The organism is Corynebacterium sp. HMSC08C04, assembly GCF_001807495.1.
Classification (GTDB): Bacteria; Actinomycetota; Actinomycetes; order Mycobacteriales; family Mycobacteriaceae; genus Corynebacterium; species Corynebacterium simulans.
The window spans coordinates 98,914-122,000 of record NZ_KV789192.1 but is presented as its reverse complement, the minus strand read 5'-3'; the positions used below and the strand labels follow the sequence as shown (position 1 = coordinate 122,000).

Annotated in this window: 15 protein-coding genes and 1 pseudogene; 9 read left to right on the top strand and 7 right to left on the bottom strand. The window is 61.0% G+C overall.

Features of this window, described 5'->3' with window-relative positions; all coding sequences use genetic code 11:
• Nucleotides 1-136: 136 nt before the first annotated feature.
• The 3 genes from grpE to HMPREF3169_RS00910 all read right to left on the bottom strand — a co-directional run bounded on the left by grpE (nucleotide 137) and on the right by HMPREF3169_RS00910 (nucleotide 3,059).
• On the bottom strand, nucleotides 137-883 hold the full coding sequence (gene grpE / locus HMPREF3169_RS00920; RefSeq protein WP_070455382.1) for a nucleotide exchange factor GrpE: 747 nt from the start codon (nucleotides 881-883) through the stop codon (nucleotides 137-139).
• Complete coding sequence (dnaK, locus tag HMPREF3169_RS00915) at nucleotides 883-2,727, bottom strand: molecular chaperone DnaK (protein WP_062036964.1); 1,845 nt, start codon at nucleotides 2,725-2,727, stop codon at nucleotides 883-885. The genes grpE and dnaK overlap by 1 nt, the downstream gene beginning before the upstream one ends.
• Before the next feature lie 110 nt (nucleotides 2,728-2,837).
• Nucleotides 2,838-3,059 (bottom strand): hypothetical protein, encoded by a 222-nt coding sequence (locus HMPREF3169_RS00910; protein ID WP_070455381.1) that lies wholly within the window; start codon nucleotides 3,057-3,059, stop codon nucleotides 2,838-2,840.
• 413 nt (nucleotides 3,060-3,472) lie between these two features.
• Between HMPREF3169_RS00910 and HMPREF3169_RS00905 the strand changes: the two genes are divergently transcribed.
• Complete coding sequence (locus tag HMPREF3169_RS00905) at nucleotides 3,473-6,955, top strand: proline dehydrogenase family protein (RefSeq protein WP_070455375.1); 3,483 nt, start codon at nucleotides 3,473-3,475, stop codon at nucleotides 6,953-6,955.
• 117 nt (nucleotides 6,956-7,072) lie between these two features.
• A complete protein-coding gene (locus HMPREF3169_RS00900; RefSeq protein ID WP_246815571.1) occupies nucleotides 7,073-8,506 on the top strand; it encodes an AI-2E family transporter in 1,434 nt (477 codons plus the stop codon).
• Between the two features lie 181 nt (nucleotides 8,507-8,687).
• Here HMPREF3169_RS00900 and HMPREF3169_RS00895 read toward each other — a convergent pair whose 3' ends face one another.
• The 4 genes and pseudogenes from HMPREF3169_RS00895 to HMPREF3169_RS00880 form a co-directional block, all read right to left on the bottom strand.
• Nucleotides 8,688-9,284 carry a nucleosidase gene (locus HMPREF3169_RS00895; protein WP_070455371.1) on the bottom strand — a complete coding sequence of 199 codons (597 nt, stop codon included), beginning with the start codon at nucleotides 9,282-9,284 and terminating at the stop codon, nucleotides 8,688-8,690.
• Between the two features lie 33 nt (nucleotides 9,285-9,317).
• Entirely contained in the window at nucleotides 9,318-10,607 is a 1,290-nt protein-coding gene (locus HMPREF3169_RS00890; protein WP_070455369.1) for a sulfate adenylyltransferase subunit 1, read from the bottom strand.
• A pseudogene (gene cysD, locus HMPREF3169_RS00885) lies at nucleotides 10,607-11,514 on the bottom strand (sulfate adenylyltransferase subunit CysD). Before cysD ends, HMPREF3169_RS00890 begins: the two are co-directional and overlap by 1 nt.
• Nucleotides 11,511-12,296, bottom strand: a complete 786-nt coding sequence (locus HMPREF3169_RS00880) for a phosphoadenylyl-sulfate reductase (protein WP_061924955.1) — start codon at nucleotides 12,294-12,296, stop codon at nucleotides 11,511-11,513. Before HMPREF3169_RS00880 ends, cysD begins: the two are co-directional and overlap by 4 nt.
• A gap of 172 nt (nucleotides 12,297-12,468) precedes the next feature.
• Here HMPREF3169_RS00880 and HMPREF3169_RS13305 point away from each other — a divergent pair, with 172 nt between their 5' ends.
• From HMPREF3169_RS13305 to HMPREF3169_RS00845, 7 genes are all read left to right on the top strand, one after another.
• Nucleotides 12,469-12,648 (top strand): hypothetical protein, encoded by a 180-nt coding sequence (locus HMPREF3169_RS13305; protein WP_061924958.1) that lies wholly within the window; start codon nucleotides 12,469-12,471, stop codon nucleotides 12,646-12,648.
• A 96-nt stretch (nucleotides 12,649-12,744) separates the two neighbouring features.
• The gene (locus HMPREF3169_RS00870; protein WP_070455368.1) at nucleotides 12,745-14,487 is read left to right on the top strand and encodes an ABC transporter ATP-binding protein; all 1,743 of its coding nucleotides are present in this window, start codon (nucleotides 12,745-12,747) and stop codon (nucleotides 14,485-14,487) included.
• Nucleotides 14,487-16,454 carry an ABC transporter ATP-binding protein gene (locus HMPREF3169_RS00865; RefSeq protein ID WP_070455366.1) on the top strand — a complete coding sequence of 656 codons (1,968 nt, stop codon included), beginning with the start codon at nucleotides 14,487-14,489 and terminating at the stop codon, nucleotides 16,452-16,454. Before HMPREF3169_RS00870 ends, HMPREF3169_RS00865 begins: the two co-directional genes overlap by 1 nt.
• Before the next feature lie 169 nt (nucleotides 16,455-16,623).
• The gene (locus tag HMPREF3169_RS00860; protein WP_070455364.1) at nucleotides 16,624-19,323 is read left to right on the top strand and encodes a (Fe-S)-binding protein; all 2,700 of its coding nucleotides are present in this window, start codon (nucleotides 16,624-16,626) and stop codon (nucleotides 19,321-19,323) included.
• 358 nt (nucleotides 19,324-19,681) lie between these two features.
• Nucleotides 19,682-21,046, top strand: coding sequence for a cation:proton antiporter (locus HMPREF3169_RS00855; protein ID WP_083286025.1), 1,365 nt, complete (start codon nucleotides 19,682-19,684; stop codon nucleotides 21,044-21,046).
• A 48-nt stretch (nucleotides 21,047-21,094) separates the two neighbouring features.
• Nucleotides 21,095-21,739, top strand: coding sequence for a DUF1707 SHOCT-like domain-containing protein (locus HMPREF3169_RS00850; RefSeq protein ID WP_246815570.1), 645 nt, complete (start codon nucleotides 21,095-21,097; stop codon nucleotides 21,737-21,739).
• Nucleotides 21,740-21,783: 44 nt separating this feature from the next.
• Nucleotides 21,784-23,013 (top strand): pyridoxal phosphate-dependent aminotransferase, encoded by a 1,230-nt coding sequence (locus HMPREF3169_RS00845; RefSeq protein WP_061924969.1) that lies wholly within the window; start codon nucleotides 21,784-21,786, stop codon nucleotides 23,011-23,013.
• Nucleotides 23,014-23,087: the final 74 nt, after the last annotated feature.

Sequence of the window (23,087 nt, the reverse complement as noted above, 5' to 3'; positions counted from 1 at the left end):
CCCCTCCTTCCTTGAAACCGCCAGCTTTGGCGGCTATTGGGGACAAAATATAACTAAATAAGATTTGTTCTAAGTTCACTAAACAGTGAAATGGCGCCAAGGCATTTGTTTGTTTAAGCCCTGACGCCACCTCGCATTATTCGGAAGCAGATTCCGAACCGGCAGATTCAGCACTGCCCTCGCCGGCCTCCGTGGAGGCGTCCGGTGCATCCGCGATGATTACCATCGCGGTGCGCACCAGCTTCTCGCCTACCTTGTAGCCACGGCGTAGAACGGTACCGACTGCCTGCTCGCCACCACTAGAGAGATCCTGCACAGCCTCATGGATTTCCGGGTCGAAGGCGTCGCCTTCTTCGCCGAATGGCTGCAACTGGTTCTTCTCCAGCACGCCGGAGAGCTTGTCGGAGATAGCCTTCAGTGGGCCCTCCTCGAGGTCGCCGTGCTGACGTGCGAGCTCTAGGTCATCAAGGATAGGCAGGAATTCTGCCAGGACTTTGGCCTTGGAAGCCTCGATGACAGCCTGGCGCTCGCGCTCGGTGCGGCGGCGGTAGTTGGTGTACTCCGCATTCAGACGCTGCAGATCCTCGGTGCGCTCAGCCAGCTGCGCCTCTAGGGAGTTGCCCTGGTCAGCGGCAGCGTCGGCTGCTGCCTCAGCCTGGTCGGCTGCGTCTTCTGCGGAGACGTCGGCAAGCGCGGCTTCCAGATCCGCATCCAAAGTTGGATCAAGTTCTGCCTCGTCGGCGGAGTCAGCCTGCGCGTCCTGTGCAGCCTGAGCCTCTTGCGCTTCCGCGGCAGCTGCCTCAGCGCGGTCCGCCGAGGTTACCTCTGGATCAGTGTTGTCCGGGTCGCCTGGGTTTTGCGGCATTCCGCTGTTCTGAGTCATTACTTGTCGCCATCCTTGGTCTCGTCTTCGTCGACTACCTCTGCGTCAACAACGTTTGGGTCGGACTCGGCACCAGCTGCGGCGCCCTCAGCACCGGCCTCAGCGGCCTGTGCCTCGTAGATCTGCTTGCCCATCTCCTGGGAGACGGTGCCCAGCTTCTCAACTGCGGACTTGATTGCCTCGATGTCATCGCCCTTCAGAGCCTCATCGACGGCGTCGGCAGCCTCGGTGACCTGGGTCTTAACGTCCTCGGAAACCTTGTCGGAGTTCTCATCCAGGAACTTGCGGGTCTGGTAGGAGGTGGACTCTGCCTGGTTACGCAGCTCCTGCTCCTCGCGGCGCTTCTTATCCTCTTCGGCGTGTGCCTCAGCGTCCTTGACCATGCGGTCGATCTCTTCCTGGGACAGGCCGGAACCATCCTGAATCTTGATGGTGTTTTCCTTGCCGGTGCCCTTGTCCTTAGCAGAAACGGAGACGATGCCGTTGGCATCGATGTCGAAGGTGACCTCGATCTGTGGGACGCCACGCGGTGCCGGAGCGATGCCGCCGAGCTCGAAGGAGCCGAGCAGCTTGTTGGCGGAAGCCATCTCGCGCTCGCCCTGGAAGACCTGGATCTGAACGGAAGGCTGGTTATCTTCCGCGGTGGTGAAGGTCTCGGACTTCTTGGTCGGAATGGTGGTGTTGCGCTCGATGAGCTTGGTCATCACGCCGCCCTTGGTCTCGATGCCGAGGGACAGTGGGGTGACGTCGAGAAGCAGCACGTCCTTGACCTCGCCGCGCAGAACGCCTGCCTGCAGAGCAGCGCCGACTGCAACGACCTCGTCCGGGTTAACGCCCTTGTTTGGCTCGCGGCCGGTCAGTTCCTTGACCAGCTCGGAAACAGCCGGCATACGGGTGGAACCGCCGACGAGAACGACGTGGTCAACCTCGGACAGGGACAGGCCTGCATCCTTGATGACCTGGTTGAACGGAGCCTTGGTGCGGTCCAGCAGATCCTGGGTGATCTTCTGGAACTCGGTACGGGACAGGGTCTCATCCAGGAAGAGCGGGTTCTTCTCGGAGTCAACGGTGATGTACGGCAGGTTGATGTTTGCGGACTGGGAGGAAGACAGCTCAATCTTTGCCTTCTCAGCGGCCTCGCGCAGACGCTGCAGGGCCATCTTGTCCTTGGTCAGGTCGATGCCGTTAGCGGACTTGAACTTCTCAACGAGCCAGTCAACGATGCGCTGATCCCAGTCATCGCCACCGAGCTGGTTGTCACCAGCGGTTGCCATAACCTCAACGACGCCGTCGCCGATTTCCAACAGGGAAACGTCGAAGGTGCCGCCGCCCAGGTCGAAGACCAGGATGGTCTGCTCCTGCTCGCCCTTTTCCAGGCCGTATGCCAATGCAGCCGCAGTTGGCTCGTTGACGATACGCAGGACGTTCAGGCCTGCAATCTGACCGGCTTCCTTGGTGGCCTGACGCTGGGAGTCCTCGAAGTATGCCGGGACAGTAATAACTGCGTCGGTGACATCCTCGCCGAGGTATGCCTCTGCGTCGCGCTTGAGCTTCATCAAGGTACGAGCGGAGATCTCCTGCGGGGTGTACTTCTTGTCATCGATGTCGATGGTCCAGTCAGTACCAATGTGGCGCTTGACGGAGCGGATGGTGCGGTCAACGTTGGTGACAGCCTGGTTCTTGGCGGACTGGCCGACCAGGATTTCGCCGTTCTTGGCAAAAGCAACGACGGATGGGGTGGTACGTGCACCCTCAGAGTTAGCGATGACGGTAGCCTCGCCACCTTCCAGAACGGAAACAACCGAGTTGGTGGTACCGAGGTCAATGCCTACTGCGCGTCCCATGAATTTTCTCCTTGCTTGTCTTAGAAGACTGTTTTTAGCTTTAAGTTGATTTCAGGTGGCTCAACTTCTCGTTGGCTCTTGCGCCACTCTAACAGAAGTTTCGGTGTTTGCTACAAGAACCTGAGCGCGATCCACTCAACCTCTTCAACCGCGCTTAACCCAAAGTTGTTCCCACTTCGCTCAACTTTTTTGAATTTTTCTATATTCCCCCAGTTGAACGGCCCAAAATCTATTTGGACTATAGGTGGAAAAGATTTCTCTACCCCCTTACTCCCCTCCTCTTGACCAACCTGCCTTTCGACCGCTAATTTTCGATTAGCGATACCAATCACAGGTTCGCACTTTATTTAATCCAGCTCACTAAGCTGACTCCTTCACACTCCCTTTCCTCTTAAGTTCTCGCCTGCCCGAATGCGCAAATTTTCGCAGTTACCGGCGGGGATTTTAAAGGCACTGGCAGGCGCTGGCGGAGTGGAAGGGCAATTGGTGCGGAAACATTTGGAAAGGACGGTTGCGATGAATCCGAATCATTCTCGTACCCGTCGCCAGGGTGACCGCCCACCGGTGCATTGCGCGCAGACGCTGCGCTAGAGACCGCACTTTCAACTTCTTGAAATTAAGTAATCAAACCGGCTCTGGACGCTTTCCTCGCGCAGATAGCTTTTGCACACCTGTCTTTAAAAGGCACCCATCTATTTAAAAGCGCGTGGAAGCGCCAGGTATTCACCTGAGGTACACACTGCTTATGACAACTTCTGCACACACCCGCCTTCCTGAATCCGGCGACGTCGAGGCCTGCGTCGACGCGGCCGTTACCCGCGCCCATTCCTGGCTGCGTGCCAGCGAAGGCGAACAGGATAAGGGAACCGAGCAGCTGGCCCAGCTGCTCCGCGACTCTGAAGGCGTCGCATTCACCATGGACTTCGTCGACCGAGTCATGCGCCCGGAAGACGATAAGGTCGCAGCCAACGCACTGAAGAAGATCACCCAGCGATTCGACCCAGCCTTCCTAGGCCTTATCAACGGCACCCTGGTTGGCATGGGTGGTTTCTTTGGCCCCATTTTGCCGAACCTGGTCATGCCGCTGGCACGCCTGCGCATGCGCCAGATGGTAGGCCACCTCGTTTTGGACGCTGAGTCCGAGTCCTTGGACAAGATGCTGGATAAGGCAGCCGAATCCGGTGAGCACCTCAACCTCAACCTGCTGGGCGAGGCAGTTCTGGGCGAGGACGAGGCCCGCTCCCGTGCAAAGCGCACGCTCGACCTGATCAAGAACCCAAAGGTCACCTACGTTTCCGTCAAGGCTTCTTCCATGGTGGCCCAGCTCAACCCATGGGACATCGATGGTTCCGTCGAGCGCCTGAAGGAGCGCTTGCGCCCACTGTATGAAGAGGCCGTCAAGCGCTCTCCTAACGTATTCATCAACCTGGATATGGAGGAGTACCACGACCTTCACCTGACCATCCGCCTGTTCAAGGAGCTGCTCTCCGAGCCGGAGTTCAAGAACCTGGAAGCGGGCATCGTCTTGCAGGCTTACCTGCCAGATACCTTCGAGGCCCTGCAGGAAGTAGCGGAGTTTGCCAAGGAGCGCGTGGCAGCCGGCGGCGCCAAGGTCAAGGTCCGCATCGTGAAGGGCGCGAACCTATCCATGGAGCACGTCCAGGGTGAGGTCCATGGTTGGCCGGTTGCTACCTACACCGACAAGGCAGACGTGGATGCGAACTACTACCGCCTGCTGGATTACATCGTGCGCGAAGAGTTCGCCGACTCCGTGCGTATCGGCGTTGCTACCCACAACCTGTTCACCGCGGCTTTGGGCTACGAGCTCGGCAACGCCCGCGGCGTGCTGCACATGCTCGACTCCGAGATGCTGCAGGGCATGTCCCCGGCACAGCAGGCTGCAGTCCGCGAGGTCTACGAGGGGCGCCAGATCCTCTACACCCCGGTCGTCCACGCGGAGGACTTCGACGTCGCCGTGTCTTACCTAGTCCGCCGCTTGGAGGAGAACTCCGCCAGCCAGAACTTCCTCTACGCGCTGTTCGCGCCGGATGAGCCGGAGCGCGATTCCCGTGGCAACAAGCGTGCTGGCACCCCGATTGAGCAGCAGGAAGCTCACTTCCGCGCGGCAGTAGAAAACCGCTGGGAGACCTTCGCCGGCCCAGAGCGCACCCAGAACCGCATCGAAGAAGAGGCTGCGGGTGAAGGCCGCCAGGCCCCACGCGGTGGCCGCTTCACCAACGAGCCGGACACCGACCCAGCCCTGGAAGCCAACCGCGAGTGGGCGCATAAGCTGCTGAGCCAGGACCCAGGCCACCACGGCATCGACGAGGTCACTGATCCGGAGGCCGTCAACGCTGCCGTAGCCACCGCCTCTTCGCTTGCCGACGCATGGAGCTCTAGGTCCGGCGCAGAGCGCGCTGCCGTCCTCGAGACCGTGGCAGACAAGCTGGCGGCTACCCGCTCCCGTCTCATCAACGTCGCAGCCTACGAGGCCAACAAGACCATCACGCAGACCGACCCAGAAATCTCTGAGGCCATCGACTTCGCCGTCTACTACGCACACTCTGCTCGCCTGCTCGATGAGGCACGCTCTAAGTTCACCCCGAACCGCGTCACCGTGGTCACCCCACCGTGGAACTTCCCTATCGCTATTCCGGTAGGCGGCATGCTCTCCGCCCTAGCTGCGGGTTCCGCCGTCATCATCAAGCCGGCGCCACAGGTTGTCCACTGTGCCAAGGTGGCAGTCGAGTGCGTACACGCCGCGTTGGAGGAGCACGGCCTCGACCGCAACCTCGTCCAGCTCGTGCTCACCGATGAGGGCGAAGCAGGCAAGGCACTCATCTCCCACGCGGATGTCGACGCTGTCATCCTGACCGGCGCATCCGATACCGGCAAGCTCTTCCGCTCCTGGCGTCCAGAGATGAACCTGATGGCGGAGACCTCCGGCAAGAACGCGCTTATCATCACCCCGGCTGCGGACCCTGACCTGGCTATTGCGGATCTCTATCTCTCCGCATTCGGCCACTCCGGCCAGAAGTGCTCGGCGTCCTCCCTGGTCATCTTCGTCGGTGCAGCTGGCACCTCCGAGCGCCTGCGCGGCCAGCTTCTCGACGCCGTGCGCACCCTCAAGGTAGGCCCAGGCTATGACATCACCACCACGATGAACGGCCTGGCCGAGGCACCAAGCGAGAAGCTGCTGCGCGGCCTTACCCAGCTGGAGCCGGGCGAGAGCTGGCTGCTCAAGCCGGAAAAGCTCAACGAGGAGGGCACCCTGTGGTCCCCAGGCATCCGCGATGGTGTGAAGCCGGGCTCCTGGTTCCACCTCAACGAGTGCTTCGGCCCAGTGCTCGGCATCATGCACGCAGAAACCCTTGAGCAAGCCATCGAGTGGCAGAACTCCACCGGCTACGGTCTGACCGGCGGCATCCACTCCCTCGACGACGATGAGATCCAGTACTGGATCGACAACGTCGAGGTCGGCAACGCCTACGTCAACCGCGGCATCACTGGCGCCATTGTCCAGCGTCAGTCCTTCGGCGGCTGGAAGAAGTCCGTCATGGGCCCAGGTGCCAAGGCAGGCGGCCCGAACTACGTCGCGCAGATGGGCACCTGGGCAGACGGCGAGCTGCGCCCACGCGAGGTCGACGTCCCAGCGGCGGTGGCCAACGAGCTGCGTAACCTGGCAGGCCGGGCCGCGCTTTCCGACGCCGACGTCGAGTGGCTCTGGCGCGCCGCCGAGCTCGACCAGCTGGCCTGGATGGAAGAATTCGGCCGCGACCATGACCGCACCGGCCTGATTTCGGAGGCGAACATCTTCCGCTACGTACCGCTGCTGGACAAGCTGCGCGTGCGCATCGGCGAAGGCTTCGCACTGCGCGACGTCATCCGCCAGGTGCTCGCCGCCGCAGTCACCGGAACCAAGGTGGAGTTCTCCGCTACCCCGGCCGTCGCAGAGCAGCTCGCGGTCCTGGGCATCGAGGTGCGCCAGCTTTCCGATGCCGCCTTCGCATCCGAGCTCTCCCGCGCCGAGTCTGCTCGTGTACGCACGCTGGGCGCCGTCGCGGACACCGCTCGCGAGGCAGCCGTGGAGTCCAACTCCGTCATTCTTGACCAGCCAGTTCTGGCCGACGGCCGTCGTGAGCTGCTGCCTTACCTCCTGGAGCAGGCCGTATCGGTGACCATGCACCGCTTCGGCATCATCCGCTCCGTCGCCGGCATCGAGCGCTAGCCCAGCGCCCAGCCGCCACCAGCCGCCACCAGCCGCTAACCGTGGCTGCGTGGCAATCGCCCGTCTCCTGCACTTTTAGGAGACGGGCAGATGTATTTATATGGCAAGATAGGTCAAGTGAATTCCAAAGATACATCTGCCTCATCTGCAAAAGACTCCGTGGCAGTCCCACAGGGCGCCGAGAATGCCGAGCACCGGCTACCGCAGCCACTCGTCAGCAATGACGCCGAGGGCGTGGGCTCCGATGCGCCGAAGCCGATTCGCGAGGACCTGAAGACGGAGGTCCTAGCAAAAGATTTCCGCACGCTGGCAAAAGCCTCTGGCCGCTTTATCCTCATCGTCGCAGCTGCGGCCATTGCTGGTTACCTGCTGAAATTCCTGTGGACCGGCCTCCTGCCAGTCATCCTGGCCATCTTGGTCGCCACGGTCCTCTACCCTGTGACCGCATGGATGCGCACGAAGCTGCGCTTCCCCGGCGCGCTGGCCGCTGCCACGACTCTGCTAGGCTTCTTCGCCATCGTCACCGGCATCTTCGCCGCAATGGCGCCGACCGTGAAAAACCAGAGCCAGGACCTAATCCACCAGGCCCAAGGCGGCATCGACGAGCTCATCAAGCTCGGCGAGAAGCTCCCTGTCGATATTGATGAGACCAAGGTTCAGCAACTCATCGATGATGTAACCAACGCGGTTAAGGGCCAAGCCTCCAACATCGCCACCGGCGTCATGAGCGGCTTCTCCACGGTCAGCTCCATCGTGGTGACCATCGTCATCATGCTCTTCCTGACCTTCTTCTTTATTAAGGAAGGCGAGAAGTTCCTACCGTGGATGCGCAAATACACCGGATTCCCAGCCGGTTGGCACATGACTGAGCTGTGCAACCGCATTTGGAAGACGCTCTCGGGCTACATCCAGGCCCAGGCCACCGTCGCGCTTGTCGATGCCGTTCTCATCGGCCTCGGCCTCATGGTCCTGCAGGTACCGCTGGCATTCGTCATCGGTGTCGTGACTTTCTTCGCGAGCTTCATTCCGCTGGTCGGTGCGATTACCGCCGGTGCCCTCGCCGTTATCGTGGCCCTGGTTTCCCACGGCCTGACAACCGCACTGCTTGCCCTGCTCGTGGTCGTTGCAGTCCAGCAGATTGAGGGCAATGTCCTACAGCCGATCCTGCAGTCCAAGGCTATGGGCCTGCACGCTGCGGTCATCCTTCTGTCTGTCACGGTGGGCTCTGCGCTGGCTGGCATTATCGGCGCATTCCTCGCGGTGCCGGTGGCGGCGACCATTGGCGTCACCTTCCGTTACCAGGCGCTGGTTACCGCCATTCGCGCTGGTGAAGTTGACCCGAACGAGGCGGAGATTGTCACCGGTGCCCCGAAGCCGAAGCGCAAGGCCCGCCTGCAGAAGCAGAAGGAAGACTCCGAAGCCCACATCGATGCTTCCGGCAGCAGCCCAGAGCTCGACGCCGCCCGATCCGTGGAGAAACTCGACCCGGATTCCCCACGCGCCAAGGTCCGCGAGCTCTACAACATGATTGCGCCGAAGGCTTCCGCTTAGTCCTCTTCGCGGCCCCGCTCTCCAAATGGTGAGGTCGCCCCACAACTCCTGCGGCTACAGTTACCTGCTGGGGCGCATGTTGCGTGACCTCACCATTTGTTCCTCACCATTTGGGGCCGGACCATCTAAGGCCGGACCATCTAAGGCCGGACCAAATTGCACCGGCCCCAATTCCGCCGAGCTAGGAGCGCGGTAGAAAGCCCAATTCCCGCACAGCATCAGCTAACTCATGTGCAGCTCGGGGAAGCGCATCATCCCAGGCGCCAACGGAGGACTCGTTGGCTGGGTCAGATACTTGCTTCAACAGGGTGACTGGTACGCCAAAACGCTGACACACTGCGGCGATGGCGTAGCCCTCCATGTCACAAAGTCCAGAGTCGACAGCCAAGCGGTCACGAGTAGCGGTGTCGGAAACAAACGTGTCACCAGTGGCCAGGCCCTGAACCGGGAACTTGCCGCTCGTGGGAAGCTCAATTACCGCAGGCAGCAGGTAACGGGAGATATCGCTTAACACTTTGAGCTGGAAGTCGTGTTTGACCACGCGGTCAACCTCATAGACCCCATCCAGCCCATCGCGCAGCGCGCCCACTGTGCCGATGTTGACCACGCGCTCCGGCAAAGTACCCTCCTCACGCGCGACGGTGAGGTACTCAGTAAGCGAAATTGCCGCAGGCAGAGTACCAATTCCCGTAACGAGTAAAGGCGTGCCTTCCGGAAGAGCGGCTGCTTCTTTATCGACGGCAGCAACAAACAGAATGCGGGCGCTGTAATCAATCACATTAAAGAATTCTACCGTTACACCGGTGAAGCCTTAGCCGCGCAGGCGCTTGCCCACGAAGCCCGCGGCCAGAGTGTTGCCATTGGCCTGGTCGATGAGCAAGAAGTTACCCACCGCGCCGCGCGCCGCGTAGTCCTCAACAGGCAGCTCAGCCTGCGTTTGCACGGTGATGTACGCGATATCGTTGAGGCTCGCCTTCTCCGGCGCCTCATCGTCAGCCACACCATCCAAGTCCAGGATGCGGTCTACCGATGCCACGCGGGCCTTGACCAGCGAGGTTCCATAGCGCAGCTTGAGCATCTGCCCCGGCGTGATGTCCTTTTCTGTGAGCACCACCGCAGTCGCAGCAAACTCACGGACATCGGCCGGGCGGGCGCTGCCCGCCAGCAGGTCACCACGAGTTAGGTCAATTTCATCGGCCAAACGCAGCACCACCGAATCACCAGCAGTCGCGCGCTCGTCGGGGCCAAGTTCGCCGTCGGTGGTGTCGATGTGTGTGACCGTTGTCGTCCGACCATGCGGCGCGGTCACCTCGTCACCGACCGCAACCGTGCCCGCCTTGATGCGTCCCGCGTAGCCGCGGTAGTCCGAGGCATGCTCGCGAATCACGTGCTGAATGGGGAAACGGAAATCCAGCTCCTCCGCGCGGCCACCGGCCACCGGGATGGTCTCAAGGGTTTCCAGCACCGTCGGGCCGGTGTACCACTGCATCGACGCGGATTTCTCCACGACGTTATCGCCCTTCAGCGCGGAAATCGGGATGACCGTGGAATCTGTAATTCCCAGGCGACGTGCAATCTCACCAAACTCCGCCTCAATCGCGCGGAACGTCGCTTCATCATAATCCACCAGGTCAATCTTGTTGACTGCAAAAATCACGTGGCGCACGCCCAGCAGCGCAGCCACGTTCAGGTGGCGACGCGTCTGCTCGACGACGCCGTGTCGGGCATCGATAAGCAGCACCACCGCCTGGGAGGTGGACATGCCGGTGACCGTGTTGCGCGTGTACTGCACATGGCCCGGGGTATCCGCCAAGATGAAGGTGCGCTTGTCCGTCGCAAAGTAGCGGTAGGCCACATCGATCGTGATGCCCTGCTCGCGCTCGGCACGCAGGCCGTCGACAAGCAAGCTCAAATCCATGCCGTCGAAACCGCGGTCCGCCGAGGAGCGTTCCATGGATTCTACCTGGTCCGCCAGCACAGACTTGGTGTCATAAAGAAGGCGGCCAACGAAGGTGGACTTACCGTCGTCCACAGAACCTGCAGTGCACAGGCGCAGCGTCTCGCGGGTGGTGAGGCGTTCGACGAGTGAAGAATTAGTCATCAGAAGTAGCCTTCCTTCTTGCGGTCTTCCATGGCGGATTCAGAAAGTTTGTCATCCGCGCGGGTCGCGCCGCGCTCGGACAGGGTGGAAACGGAAATCTCCGCCAGGATTTCCTCCGGGGTCGAGGCCGTGGATTCAACGGCGCCAGTGCAGGACATATCGCCCACGGTGCGATAGCGCACGGTCTTCTTTTTAAGCTCCTCGCCCTCGCGCGGGCCACCCCACTCGCCCGGGCACAGCCACATGCCATTGCGATTGAACAGTTCGCGTTCGTGGGAGTAATAGATGGAAGGAAGCTGCAGCTCGCGCGCGCCGATGTACTCCCAGATATCAGACTCGGTCCAGTTGGAGATTGGGAAAACGCGCACGTTCTCACCGGCCATCTTGCCGCCGTTGTAGAGATCCCACAGCTCTGGGCGCTGGCGGCGCGGATCCCAGCCGCCAAAGGAATCGCGGATGGAGAAGATGCGTTCCTTCGCACGCGCCCGCTCCTCGTCGCGGCGGGCGCCGCCCAGCACGGCGTCGTACTGGCGCTGCGCGATGGTTTCAACCAGCGGCACCGACTGCAGCGGATTGCGTGTACCATCAGGGCGTTCCTGCAGCTCGCCGCGGTCAATCCAATCTTGCACCTTAGCCACGTGCAGGCGCGCACCGGTCTCAGCAACCAAGCGGTCACGGAATTCGATGACCTCCGGAAGTTATGCCCGGTATCAACGTGCACAAGCTCGAAAGGCACCACCGCTGGTGCAAAGGCACGGCGCGCCAATTCGAAGACCACCACGGAATCCTTGCCGCCGGAGAAAAGCAGGCCGACCTTATCGAACTGGCCCGCTACCTCGCGCAGGATGTGGATGGACTCATTTTCCAAGTCCTTTAAGTGGGGCGAAAGTGTGTTCTTCTGTGTCATTCGTGCAACCCGCATTCTGTCTTGCCGTCTCCAAAAATCCTGCCGGAACGAGCGTCCTCGCCCTTACCCACCGGGAAGGTCAAAGGCGCACAGCCGATAGAGCGATAGCCTTTCAGCGTCAAGGGATGGATAATCAGATCATTGTCCGCGATATAGCAATCCGTATCTGCCAAATCCCAGGTAATCATCGGCGAAATCTTTAACCTTCCGTGCTGGTCCAGGCTCAGCGCTGGGGCCGTGGCGCGGTGTTCAGAATCCGCGCGGCGCAGACCGGTCACCCAACCAACGTATGGGTCCATCGCCATGTTCAGCGGTTCCACTTTGCGCATACGGTTATATGCGCTGGTATCACGTGCATATAACCTCGGACCATAGATTTCGTCCTGTTCCTCCGGGCTCAGCAGCGGTTTCACGCGGACTAGGGGGAGGTCCGCATAGCGCTCCTCAACCTCGTTGGCCACAGCCAACGTCTCCGGGAAGTGCCAGCCAGTGTCGATGAAGAGCAGGTCTGCGTCCAGCTGTGCGCGGTGCGCGAGCTCCGCCAGAACCGTGTTTTCCATCGACATCGTCACTGCCAGCCGGCCCGGCGCGTGCTCTGCAGCCCACGCCATGATGTTTTCGGCGGATTCTGCATAGAGCTTGTCCGCCCATTCATCGACAAGGCGCTCGTTTTTCGCGGCAATATCTTGGTTGAGCGGCGCGGTATCGCGCGTGCCTTCCGGGCTAATGCTGGGGTCGCGGTAGGGCTTGTCGCCGTCCAGCAGGTTTAACGATTGGGTCATGCCGACTCACTTTAGGCAAGGCGGCGCATTCGTGCAGGAGACATTGCGCGCTGAACACGCGAATAGTCCGATGAGCTTGGGGCAATGCAAGAATAAAAATTGCCATAACTGAACAGGTCAGACTAGATTATTAGACAAAACGGTCTATAAACAATAAACCAAGGAGGTTTCCATGCAGCGTGTCGCAATCGTCGGCGATGGCCCGGCGGCGCTATCCACAGCTGAAAGGCTCATCGGCGCCGGCATGTGTGTGGACCTCGTCTGCGCCAGCCCACCGAGCAGCCCGAAGACTGGGCCACCGTCACCCGCCGCGCGCAACTTGCGCCAGTCTGCCTTTAACGCTCAAACGTGATTCAGCCGATACCACCTGCACGCGGCTAGTCACATTCTTCACATTCGCATTAGACTCGACCGAGTTAATTTCAATTCTTAAGTAAAGGTCGGTCTAGTGGAGCTAGTTCGCATTCTGGTCTCTCGATCAAAACCCTATGGTGGCTTCGTGCTTGCAGTCATTGTGCTCCAAGCACTATCCACCGCCGCCACCTTGTATCTGCCCTCGCTCAACGCTGACATCATCGACAACGGCGTGGTCAAGGTGGACATCGACTACATCTGGCACACCGGCGGCATCATGCTCGCCGTAGCTTTCGCCCAAGTCATTACCGCCGTCGCCGCCGTGTGGTTTGGAGCCCGCACCGCCATGGGCGTCGGCCGCGACCTGCGCAGCGAGGTCTTTCGCCGCGTCGCTCGTTTCTCCGCCGAGGACATGGGCCACTACGGCACGCCCACCCTCATCACGCGCGGCACGAACGACGTCCAGCAGGTGCAGATGGTTTACCTGATGATGTTGGACTTCATGGTGGCCGCACCCATCATGTCCATCGGCGGCATCGTCATGGCGGTGCGCGAGGATGCCGGATTGTCCTGGTTGGTCTGGGTCGCCGTGGCGGTTCTCCTCGGCGTGATTTCCGCGCTCATCGCCAAGCTCATGCCGCTTTTCCACAGCATGCAGGACAAACTCGATTCCCTAAACGGCACCCTCCGCGAACAAATCGTGGGCATTCGTGTCGTGCGCGCCTTCGTCCGCGAGGCCCACGAGACCGAGCGCTTCACCAAGGCCAACCACGATCTCACGCAGCTTTCCTTGAAGATCGGCCAGATTTTCGTCCTGATGTTCCCCATCATCACTGTCATCCTCAACGTCGCTACCGGCGCCGTGCTGTGGTTCGGTGGCCACCGCGTGGATGAGGGCCTTGTGGAAGTCGGCGCGCTGACCGCGTTCTTGCAATACCTGCTGCAAATCCTCGCCGCCGTCATGATGGGCACGTTCATGGCCATGATGCTGCCCCGCGCCGTTATCTGCGCTAAGCGCATCACCGAGGTACTGGAGCACGAGCCTTCCATCGCCGAGCCTGCGAAGAACGTGACGCCGGAGCGCAACGACGGCGTCGTCGAGTTCCGTGACGTCACATTCACCTACGCCGGCGCCGACGCCCCGGTCCTCCACGACATCTCCTTCACTGCCCGGCCCGGCCAGACCACCGCCATCATCGGCTCCACCGGCTCCGGCAAGTCGACCTTGCTGCACCTGATTCCGCGTTTGTATCTGCCCACCGAGGGCCAGGTGCTTCTCGACGGCGCGGATGTCTCCCGCATGAACCGCCAGGACATCGTCAAGCGCGTGTCCCTCGTGCCGCAAAAGCCCTACCTGTTTAGCGGAAGCGTGGCTTCTAACCTGCGCCTCGGCCGCCCTGAAGCCACCGACGAGGAGCTGTGGGAAGCGCTGCGCATCGCCCAAGCAAACTTCGTGGAAAGGGACGAAAAGGGCCTGGACATGCCCATTTCCCAAGGCGGAACGAACGTCTCCGGCGGCCAGCGCCAGCGCCTATCCATCGCGCGCATGCTCGTTGCGCGACCGAAGGTGCTGCTCTTCGACGACTCCTTCTCTGCCCTCGACGTGGTCACCGACGCGAACGTACGTCAGGCCCTGCACGAGAGCCCGCTGCTTGCCGACGCCACGATGATGGTCGTCGCCCAGCGCGTGTCCTCCATCATGGACGCCGACCAAATCCTGGTCATGGAAGCCGGCCGCATCGTTGCCCGTGGCACCCACGCCGAGCTGGTCGAAGGCTCTGAAACTTATAAGGAAATCGTCGATTCTCAAGCCACACCAGTAGAAGGTGAGCAGTAATGGCAAGCACTGCACAAGATGCGCACGGCATGACCGAAGAAGAGCTCCACGAACTCGAAGCCAAGACCGCCGGGGACGATTGGTCCGGCAACGCCCCACGCAAGGCTAAGGCATTCTGGCCTTCCGCGAAGCGCTTGTTCGGGCTGCTCATGCCCTTCAAATCGCGGCTTATCATCATCGCATTGATGAACATCGTCTGCGTATTCCTCGCGGTCTACGCACCGAAGGTGATGGGCAAGGCAACCGACGTCATCTTCGCCGGCGTGCTTTCCAAGCAGCTGCCGGCGGGCACCAGCGAGGAGCAGGTCATCGAGGGCCTGCGGGCGGAAGGCAAGGACACCTTCGCGGACATGGCTTCCGCCATGGACCTGCGCCCAGGCCTGGGCATCGACTTCACGCAATTGGGCCGCATCATCACCATCGTCATCGCGATGTACTTGGTCTCCGCGCTCTTCCAGTGGTGGCAGGGTCATATTCTCAACTCATTGGTGATGCGCGCGGTCTATGACCTGCGCCAACGCATCCAGGCCAAGGTCAACGCGCTGCCGCTGAACTACTTCGACACCAACTCCCGCGGCGACCTGCTCTCGCGCACGACAAACGACGCCGACAATATCCAGACCGCGCTCCAGCAAGCGGTCTCGCAGGTCTTCTACGACCTGCTCATGGTGGTGGGCATTACCGTCATGATGTTCTCCGTGTCTTGGCAGCTCGCACTGGTGGCCCTGCTTTCGCTGCCGCTGACCGGCATCGTCATTGGTGTCATCGGCGCGCGCTCGCAGAAGCAATTCGCCACCCAGTGGCGTGCCACCGGCCAACTCAACGGCCAGGTGGAAGAGGCCTTCTCCGGGCACGACCTCGCCTTGGTCTATGGCCGCATGGACGCCATGACCGAAGAATTCGATGAGCGCAATGAGGAGCTTTATAAATCTGCATCGCAAGCGCAGTTCCTCTCCGGCATGATGATGCCGGTCATGCAGTTCATCTCTTATCTGTCCTACGTGGTCATCGCCGTGATGGGCGCGCTGCGCGTGGCCCACGGCCAGCTCACCTTGGGTGGCGCACAAGCCTTCATTCAGTACTCCCGCGAGTTCAACCAGCCGCTGGGCCAGCTGGGCGGCATGATGCAGCAAATCCAATCCGGTGTTGCTTCCGCCGAGCGCGTCTTCGAATTCCTCGACGCTGAGGAACAGCGCCCGGACACCGCGACCTCGCACTTCGAAGGCCGCGCGCGGGGCTTGGTGGAGTTCCGCGGCGTGGACTTCTCCTACTCGGAAGACAAGCCGCTCATCGAGGATCTCAACCTGCGCGTTGAGCCGGGCCAGACCGCCGCCATCGTCGGGCCTACCGGCGCGGGCAAGACCACGCTGGTCAACCTCATCATGCGCTTCTACGAGCTGAATTCCGGCACCATCACTATCGATGGCAATGACACCGCCGAAATGTCGCGCACCGAACTGCGCTCGCAGGTGGGCATGGTGCTCCAGGACGCTGTGCTCTTTGAGGGCACCATCATGGAAAACATCCGCTACGGCCGCCTAGATGCCACCGACGAGGAGGTCATCGAAGCAGCAAAGGCCACCTACGTGGACCGCTTCGTGCGCGCTTTGCCCGATGGCTACGACACACTCATCGACCAAGACGCCGGCGCTATCTCTGCTGGCGAGCGCCAACTTATCACCATCGCACGCGCCTTCCTGGCCCAGCCGGCGTTGCTCATCCTCGACGAGGCCACCTCCTCTGTGGATACCCGCACCGAGATGCTCGTCCAGCACGCGATGAATGCGCTGCGCGCCGACCGCACCTCCTTCGTCATCGCCCACCGTCTTTCCACCATCCGGGATGCGGACCTCATCCTCGTCATGGAGGAAGGCCGCATCGTCGAGCAAGGCACCCACGCCGAGCTGCTTGCCCGCGAAGGCGCCTACTGGCGGCTTAACCAGGCGCAGTTCGCCGAGGAAGACTAGCCTTTCGGCGAGAGCGTCGAAAAGCTGTGCCTTTTATGCTGTCCACCATGAATTGGGCCACCATGAACTGAGTCAATGTCTTAACCGCGATGAATACCGACTCCCATCTTTGCGCGCCCACCGTTTAGGCTGTTTATATCTGCGCGCAACTTTATAAGGAGTCCGTGAAATGACAGCCGTCTTCGGTTGGCTAGCCATCCTCGTTTCGATCCCCGTGTGGGGCTACTTTGCGTACCGCGCATGGGGCATGTTCGCTTTCATTCGCTCCGGCGGGCCAACCCTGCTGCAGCGTTTCGACCGCCTCGGCAAGCGCCTGTGGCGGGTCGTGGTGGAAGTATTCGGCCACACGCACTTCAAGGGCCGGCCCTTCGTCAACGCGGCACACTGGGCAGTCATGGTGGGGTTCCTCTTCGGCATCCTCGTCTGGTTTGAAGCCTATATCCAGACCTTCGCGCCGTCGCGAGGCTGGCCGCTGCTATCGCATTGGTCGGTCTATCACTTCATCGAAGAGGTCCTCGGTATCGCCACCGTTGTGGGTATTAGCTTCCTCATCGGCGTTCGCCTCAAGTATGGACACACTGAGCGCGGCTCCCGTTTCTACAACTCCCAGCCAGGCCCTGCCCGCATCGTCGAGGCCGTGGTCTTCCTGGAGGGGCTTGGAATGCTGCTGGTCAAGGCGTCGAAAATCGCGGCGTTTGGCCACGGCTCCCCGTGGGCGGATTTCCTTTCCAGCCACCTGGCCAAGCTGCTTCCCGCCTCACCGGCGCTGGTGTCCTTCTTCGCGCTGTTCAAGCTGCTTACCGGCCTGATTTTCATCTTCCTGATTTCGCGCCACTTCACCTGGGGCGTCATGTGGCACCGCTTCATGGCGTTTTTCAACATCTTCTTCCAACGCAACGTCAGCGGCGACAAGGCACTCGGCTCCCTTCCGACCCCGGACCTCGAAGAAGACATCGCCCCCGGCAGCTGGAAGATGCTGCTCGATACCACCTCGTGCACCGAGTGCGGCCGCTGCCAAGACCTTTGCCCGGCGTGGAACACCGAGAAGCCGCTGAGTCCGAAGAAGTTCGTGATGGACATGCGCGATGCCGCCGTCGAGAACTACAACCCGCACGAGGGAGTCAACGTGCTGGCTATGGCAAACGCCATTGACGACGACGTCCTCTGGTCCTGCACCAACTGCGGCGCCTGCGTGGACCAGTGCCCGACCGACATCGAGCACATCGACCACATCGCTGACCTGCGCCGCTTCAAGGTCTTGGCGGAATCCGACTTCCCCTCTGAGTTGACCGGACTGTTCAAAAACATTGAGACCAAGGGCAACCCGTGGGGCCGCAATAACTCTGAGCGCCGCGCCTGGATCGATGAGGCACGCGCCGACGGCATCGAGGTGCCTATCATCGGCGAGGACGCCACGGACTTTGCCGACATGGAGTACCTGTTCTGGGTCGGCTGCGCCGGTGCCTACGACGAACAGGGCCGCAAGACCACCCGCGCCGTGGTGGACCTGCTGCACACGGCGGGCGTGAAGTTCGGCGTGCTTTCTACTGGTGAGACCTGCACCGGCGATCCCGCGCGCCGTGCTGGCAACGAGTTCCTGTTCCAGATGATGGCGCAGCAAAACGTTGAGACCCTAAACAACGCTTTCGAAGGCGTTCCGGAAGGCCAGCGCAAGATCATCACCACCTGCCCGCACTGCTTCAACACGCTGCGCAACGAGTACCCAGATTTCGATGGGCACTTCGACGTCTTCCACCACACCCAACTGCTTAACCGCCTAGTGCGTGAGGGGCTGCTCAAGCCGATCCCGCGTACGCCGGAAAACCGCAAGCCGATTACCTACCACGATCCGTGCTTCTTGGGCCGCCACAACAAGGTCTTCGATCCGCCGCGTGAGCTGCTGGAAGCCACTGGCGTTTCCCTCCGTGAGATGGACCGTAACCGCGACGAGGCCTTCTGCTGTGGCGCTGGCGGCGCGCGCATGTTCATGGAGGAAAAGCTAGGCACCCGCATCAACGAGTTCCGCGCGGAGCAGGCCATCGCCACCGGCGCGGAGGAGATTGCCACGGGTTGTCCATTCTGCAACGTCATGTTCACCGGCGGCGTTAAAGCGCTTGCCGACGCCCCCGGTTCTGCAGCAGCGTCCGCTGCACCTGCCGTCACCGACGTTGCCCTCATGCTCCGCGCTTCCGTCGCCGACGCCGACGGCGCCCTCCCCGAGCCGCGGCCGAAGGCGTTCCTCGGCACGCCTACCCGTCTGCGTGCGTCCGAAAAGCCAGCTGCCACGGCCTCCCCGGATTCTCCTGCGTCTCCTGCGTCTTCAGATGCAACGACCGTCGACCCCGCTGCGCCGACCGAAGCAACTGCCAGCGCACCTACCACCAAGGCTGCTGCCCCGACCGCTCCCGCTCCGGCCGCACCCCCGGCTCCTGCAGCTCCCGCCGCACCAGCTGCACCAAGCGCTCCCCAAGCGCCATCCGCACCAACAGCTCCTCCTGCACCTGCAGTTCCCGCCGTGCCAGCTGCACCAGTGCCGCCGGCAGCGCCTGCAGCACCAGCAGCGCCAGCACCAACTCCGCCCGCACCGCCAGCCGCGTCGGGAGCCACACCGCCACCTGCACCTGCAGCACCGAGTGCGCCATCAGCGCCTGCACCCGCGGCACTAAAGGCATCCACACCGGCAGCGCCTGCAGCACCAGCACCGAAGGCTCCAACACCGGCGCCGCCAAGTGCGCCGGCTGCTCCTGGCGCAACTTCACTGCCAAAGGCACCTACCCCGCCAGCAGCACCACAGTCGAGTGCGGATACGCCGCAGCCACCAACTCCGCCTGCACCGCCGGCGCCTCCAGCACCACCGGCCGCTGACTAATTTCGTAAATCTGGAGCAACGACTTCCTTGAGTTGCTCCGGATTTTTGTATTTTGGGGCACCGGAAGTGTGTGGACTCTGAGGGCGTTTTTAAAAATGCACCCCTGGAAAACCAGACCTTGAGGTCGCGATTAAAAAGTTTAGCCATGAAACTATCTGCGACCTGGAGGTCTGAGTATCCAGGTGTGGGGTTCCAGGTCTGGGCTATTGCGGGGAGACGGAGAAACGCGAAACAACGGAGCCCGGGCAAGACCTTTTGCATTACAAGTTAGCCACAAGTGGGCCACAAATAAGCGACGGATAAACCAAACTTGCTGGATGAATAGGCAGTCGGGGTACTCGCCGCGTACGCTGTTCACATGATTTTCGACGCGTTAAGCGCCGCCGACACATTGGTGCTCGCATCTGGGGAAGCTGACTACACCCCCTCCCTCGTCTCCTTTGCATGGATCATGGCCGCCGCTCTTCTGGCCCCGTTGGTCTCCTACATGCTCAAGAACAAAATGCCCGCCGTGGCCCTGCTCATCATCTTCGGCATGATCATCGGCCCCTCGATGCTCGACCTCGCCCACGAGGACCCCGGTATCGGCATGGTCAAAGAGCTAGGCGTCGGCGCATTGTTCCTGCTAGCCGGCTTCGAGATCGAAATCTCTACCCTCAAGTCCAAGGAAGCCATCACCGGTTTCTCCACGTGGCTTATCTGTCTCGTCGCATGTCTGGCCGGCGCATATTTCCTGCTGCATGACATCCCTAGTGCCATCGTCATGGCAATCGCACTGACCTCCACCGCGCTCGGCACGATTACGCCGATGCTCAAGCAGGACAAACTCATCGGCACCAAAGTCGGCGACTCGGTCATGATTCACGGCGCCATCGGCGAGGTCGCTCCCATCACCGCCATGGCTCTCCTGCTGGGAACCCGCTCCACGCTAGGCACCATGCTCATCCTGCTGGCGTTCATCGTCATCGCCGTCGGCGTCGCTGTCATGCCGCGCTCGCTCATCGTCGCAGTGCCGTGGCTCAAGACCGCATTCCTTTCCGGCGCTGGCTCCACGAACCAGACCATCCTGCGCCTTATCATCCTCATCCTGGCCATCCTGATGGCCGTCACCTCGGTCTTCGAGCTCGACATCGTCCTCGGCGCATTCGCAGCAGGCATCATCCTCAACCGCATCATCCCCGACGAGTTCCATAAGGGGCTCGAGAACCGCCTCGACGTTGTCTTCTATTCCATGCTGATTCCGGTCTTCTTCGTGGTCTCCGGCATGTCCATCGACTGGCACGTCATCGTCAACAACCCGCTCAAAGTGCTTGGCATCCCCGCCCTCATTCTCGTCACCCGTGGCCTGCCCGTTTTCCTGCGCGAGAACATCCACCACACAGGGTCCGACATCGAGACCACCCGCGAGCGTCTCCAGGTGGCCCTCTACGCAGCAACGGGTCTACCGATCATCGTCGCTGTCATGACCATCGCAGTCAGCTCCGGCATCGTGGACGAGGAGACCTCCTCCATCTTCGTCGCCGGTGGCGCACTGACCGTCGCCATCTTCCCTCTCCTGTCCAGCCTCGTTAAGGGCAAGGAAGAAAACGAGCAGTCCAAGGCGAAAGCCGCCGAGTCCAAGAAAGAAGAAGAGGACTCCGAAGCAGCGCTTGACGACGCCATCGATGACGCCAAGCAAGAGGGCCGAGAGGGCACTTTACAAGAAGGCGCCGAGAAGGAATGATCGCTAGCAGCATACGCATGTGTCCTCCGGTTTTCCTATAGTAAAACCATGACGCATAGCTTCGGAGCCTCCCCTTTTGATCCCGCGAATTCGATGCGCCTATCCGACGCAGAGAAGACCGACGCCATCAACGATCTCGCCCGCGCCGTCGGCGAGGGCAGGCTCAGCATGGAGGAATTCGAGGAGCGCTCTGACGACGTCATGCGCGCGAACACGCGCCGCGAACTCGTGCCGCTGTTTGCCGATATTCCAGCCGTATCTTCCACCGAAATCAAGGTCTATTCCCGTGGCGAGGTCGAGCGTGCCTATCAGTCCAGCAAAAAGCCGCGCCTGGCCACCGCGCTGATTGGCTCGATGGCCTTAACCTTCGCCGCCACCACCTGCTTCGTCGTTTCCGAAACCGCCGGCACGATTGCTCTCCTCAGCGGCGTGGGCGCACTGTTCCTCATCCCAGCGCTGTGGATTATGCTCTACGTCGCCAAAATCGGCCCAGAGTCCTGGCACCGGCCCTCCCCGCGCAAGATTGAGCGCCAGCACCGCCGCGAGCTTTTGCAACTAACGGCCCAAGAGCGCGCCCAGCAGAAGGCTTTGGAGCAAGCGCAGTGGGCGGAGAGGCGCCGCCAAGCAGGTGAGCTGACCAGCGAGGCCATGAATCTGGCCAAGCGCAAGCTTGAGCAATGGAACAAAAAGTAGTCTAGTTGAGACCTTAATAGCCTGTAAGTGGCAGAATATTTTCCATGACTACACCGAACAACCGCATTTTTGACCAATCCACCAAGCTTCAAGGCGTCGCGTATGACATCCGTGGTGAGGTCTCTGCGGAGGCGGAGCGCATGGAGCTAGACGGCCATAGCATCCTCAAGCTGAACACCGGCAATCCTGCCGTATTCGGTTTCGATGCCCCGGACGTCATCATGCGCGACATGATCGCAGCGCTGCCGACTTCCCAGGGCTATTCCACATCGAAGGGAATCATTCCGGCGCGCCGCGCGATTGTCACCCGCTACGAGCTGGAGGATTTCCCGCACTTCGACGTCAACGATGTCTACTTGGGCAATGGTGTTTCTGAGCTCATCACCATGACCACGCAGGCGCTGCTTAACGACGGCGACGAGGTACTCATCCCAGCCCCCGATTACCCTTTGTGGACTGCCGCCACCTCCCTAGCGGGCGGTACGCCGGTGCACTACCTGTGTGATGAGGAGGATGACTGGAATCCTTCGATCGAGGATATCCGCGCGAAGGTCACAGAAAAGACTAAGGCCATCGTGGTCATCAACCCGAATAACCCAACGGGCGCCGTCTACTCCCGCGAGGTTCTGCAGCGCATTGTAGACGTAGCGCGTGAGTACAACCTGCTAATTTTGGCGGATGAGATTTACGATCGCATTCTTTACGACGGCGCGAAGCACATCTCGATCGCGTCCCTCGCTCCGGATCTGCTGACGATTACCTTCAACGGTCTTTCCAAGGCTTATCGCGTGGCTGGTTACCGCGCTGGTTGGATGGTTCTGACCGGCCCGAAGAGCCATGCACGCGGCTTCATCGAGGGTCTCGACCTACTGGCGGGCACCCGCCTGTGCCCGAACGTTCCGGCACAGCACGCAATCCAGGTAGCTCTCGGCGGACGACAGTCCATCTACGGGCTCACGGGCGAGGGCGGTCGCCTGCTCAAGCAGCGCAACGTGGCCTACGAGAAGCTCAACGAGATCCCGGGCGTTTCCGTCACCAAGCCGATGGGTGCTTTGTACTGCTTCCCACGCTTGGATCCGAATGTCTACGAGATTCACGACGATTCCAAGCTGATGCTGGATATCCTGCGCTCGGAGAAGATCCTGATGGTCCAGGGCACTGGTTTTAACTGGCCAAACCCGGACCACTTCCGCGTGGTTACCCTGCCGTGGGCTTCCCAGCTGGAAAACGCTATCGAGCGCCTCGGCAACTTCCTGGCCAGCTACCGCCAGTAGCTCAAGCCGCCTTTCTAAGTGAAAGGCCTCGTATTTGTTTGCAATTTTTGTGCGCAGTTGCCATTTGAACTGAC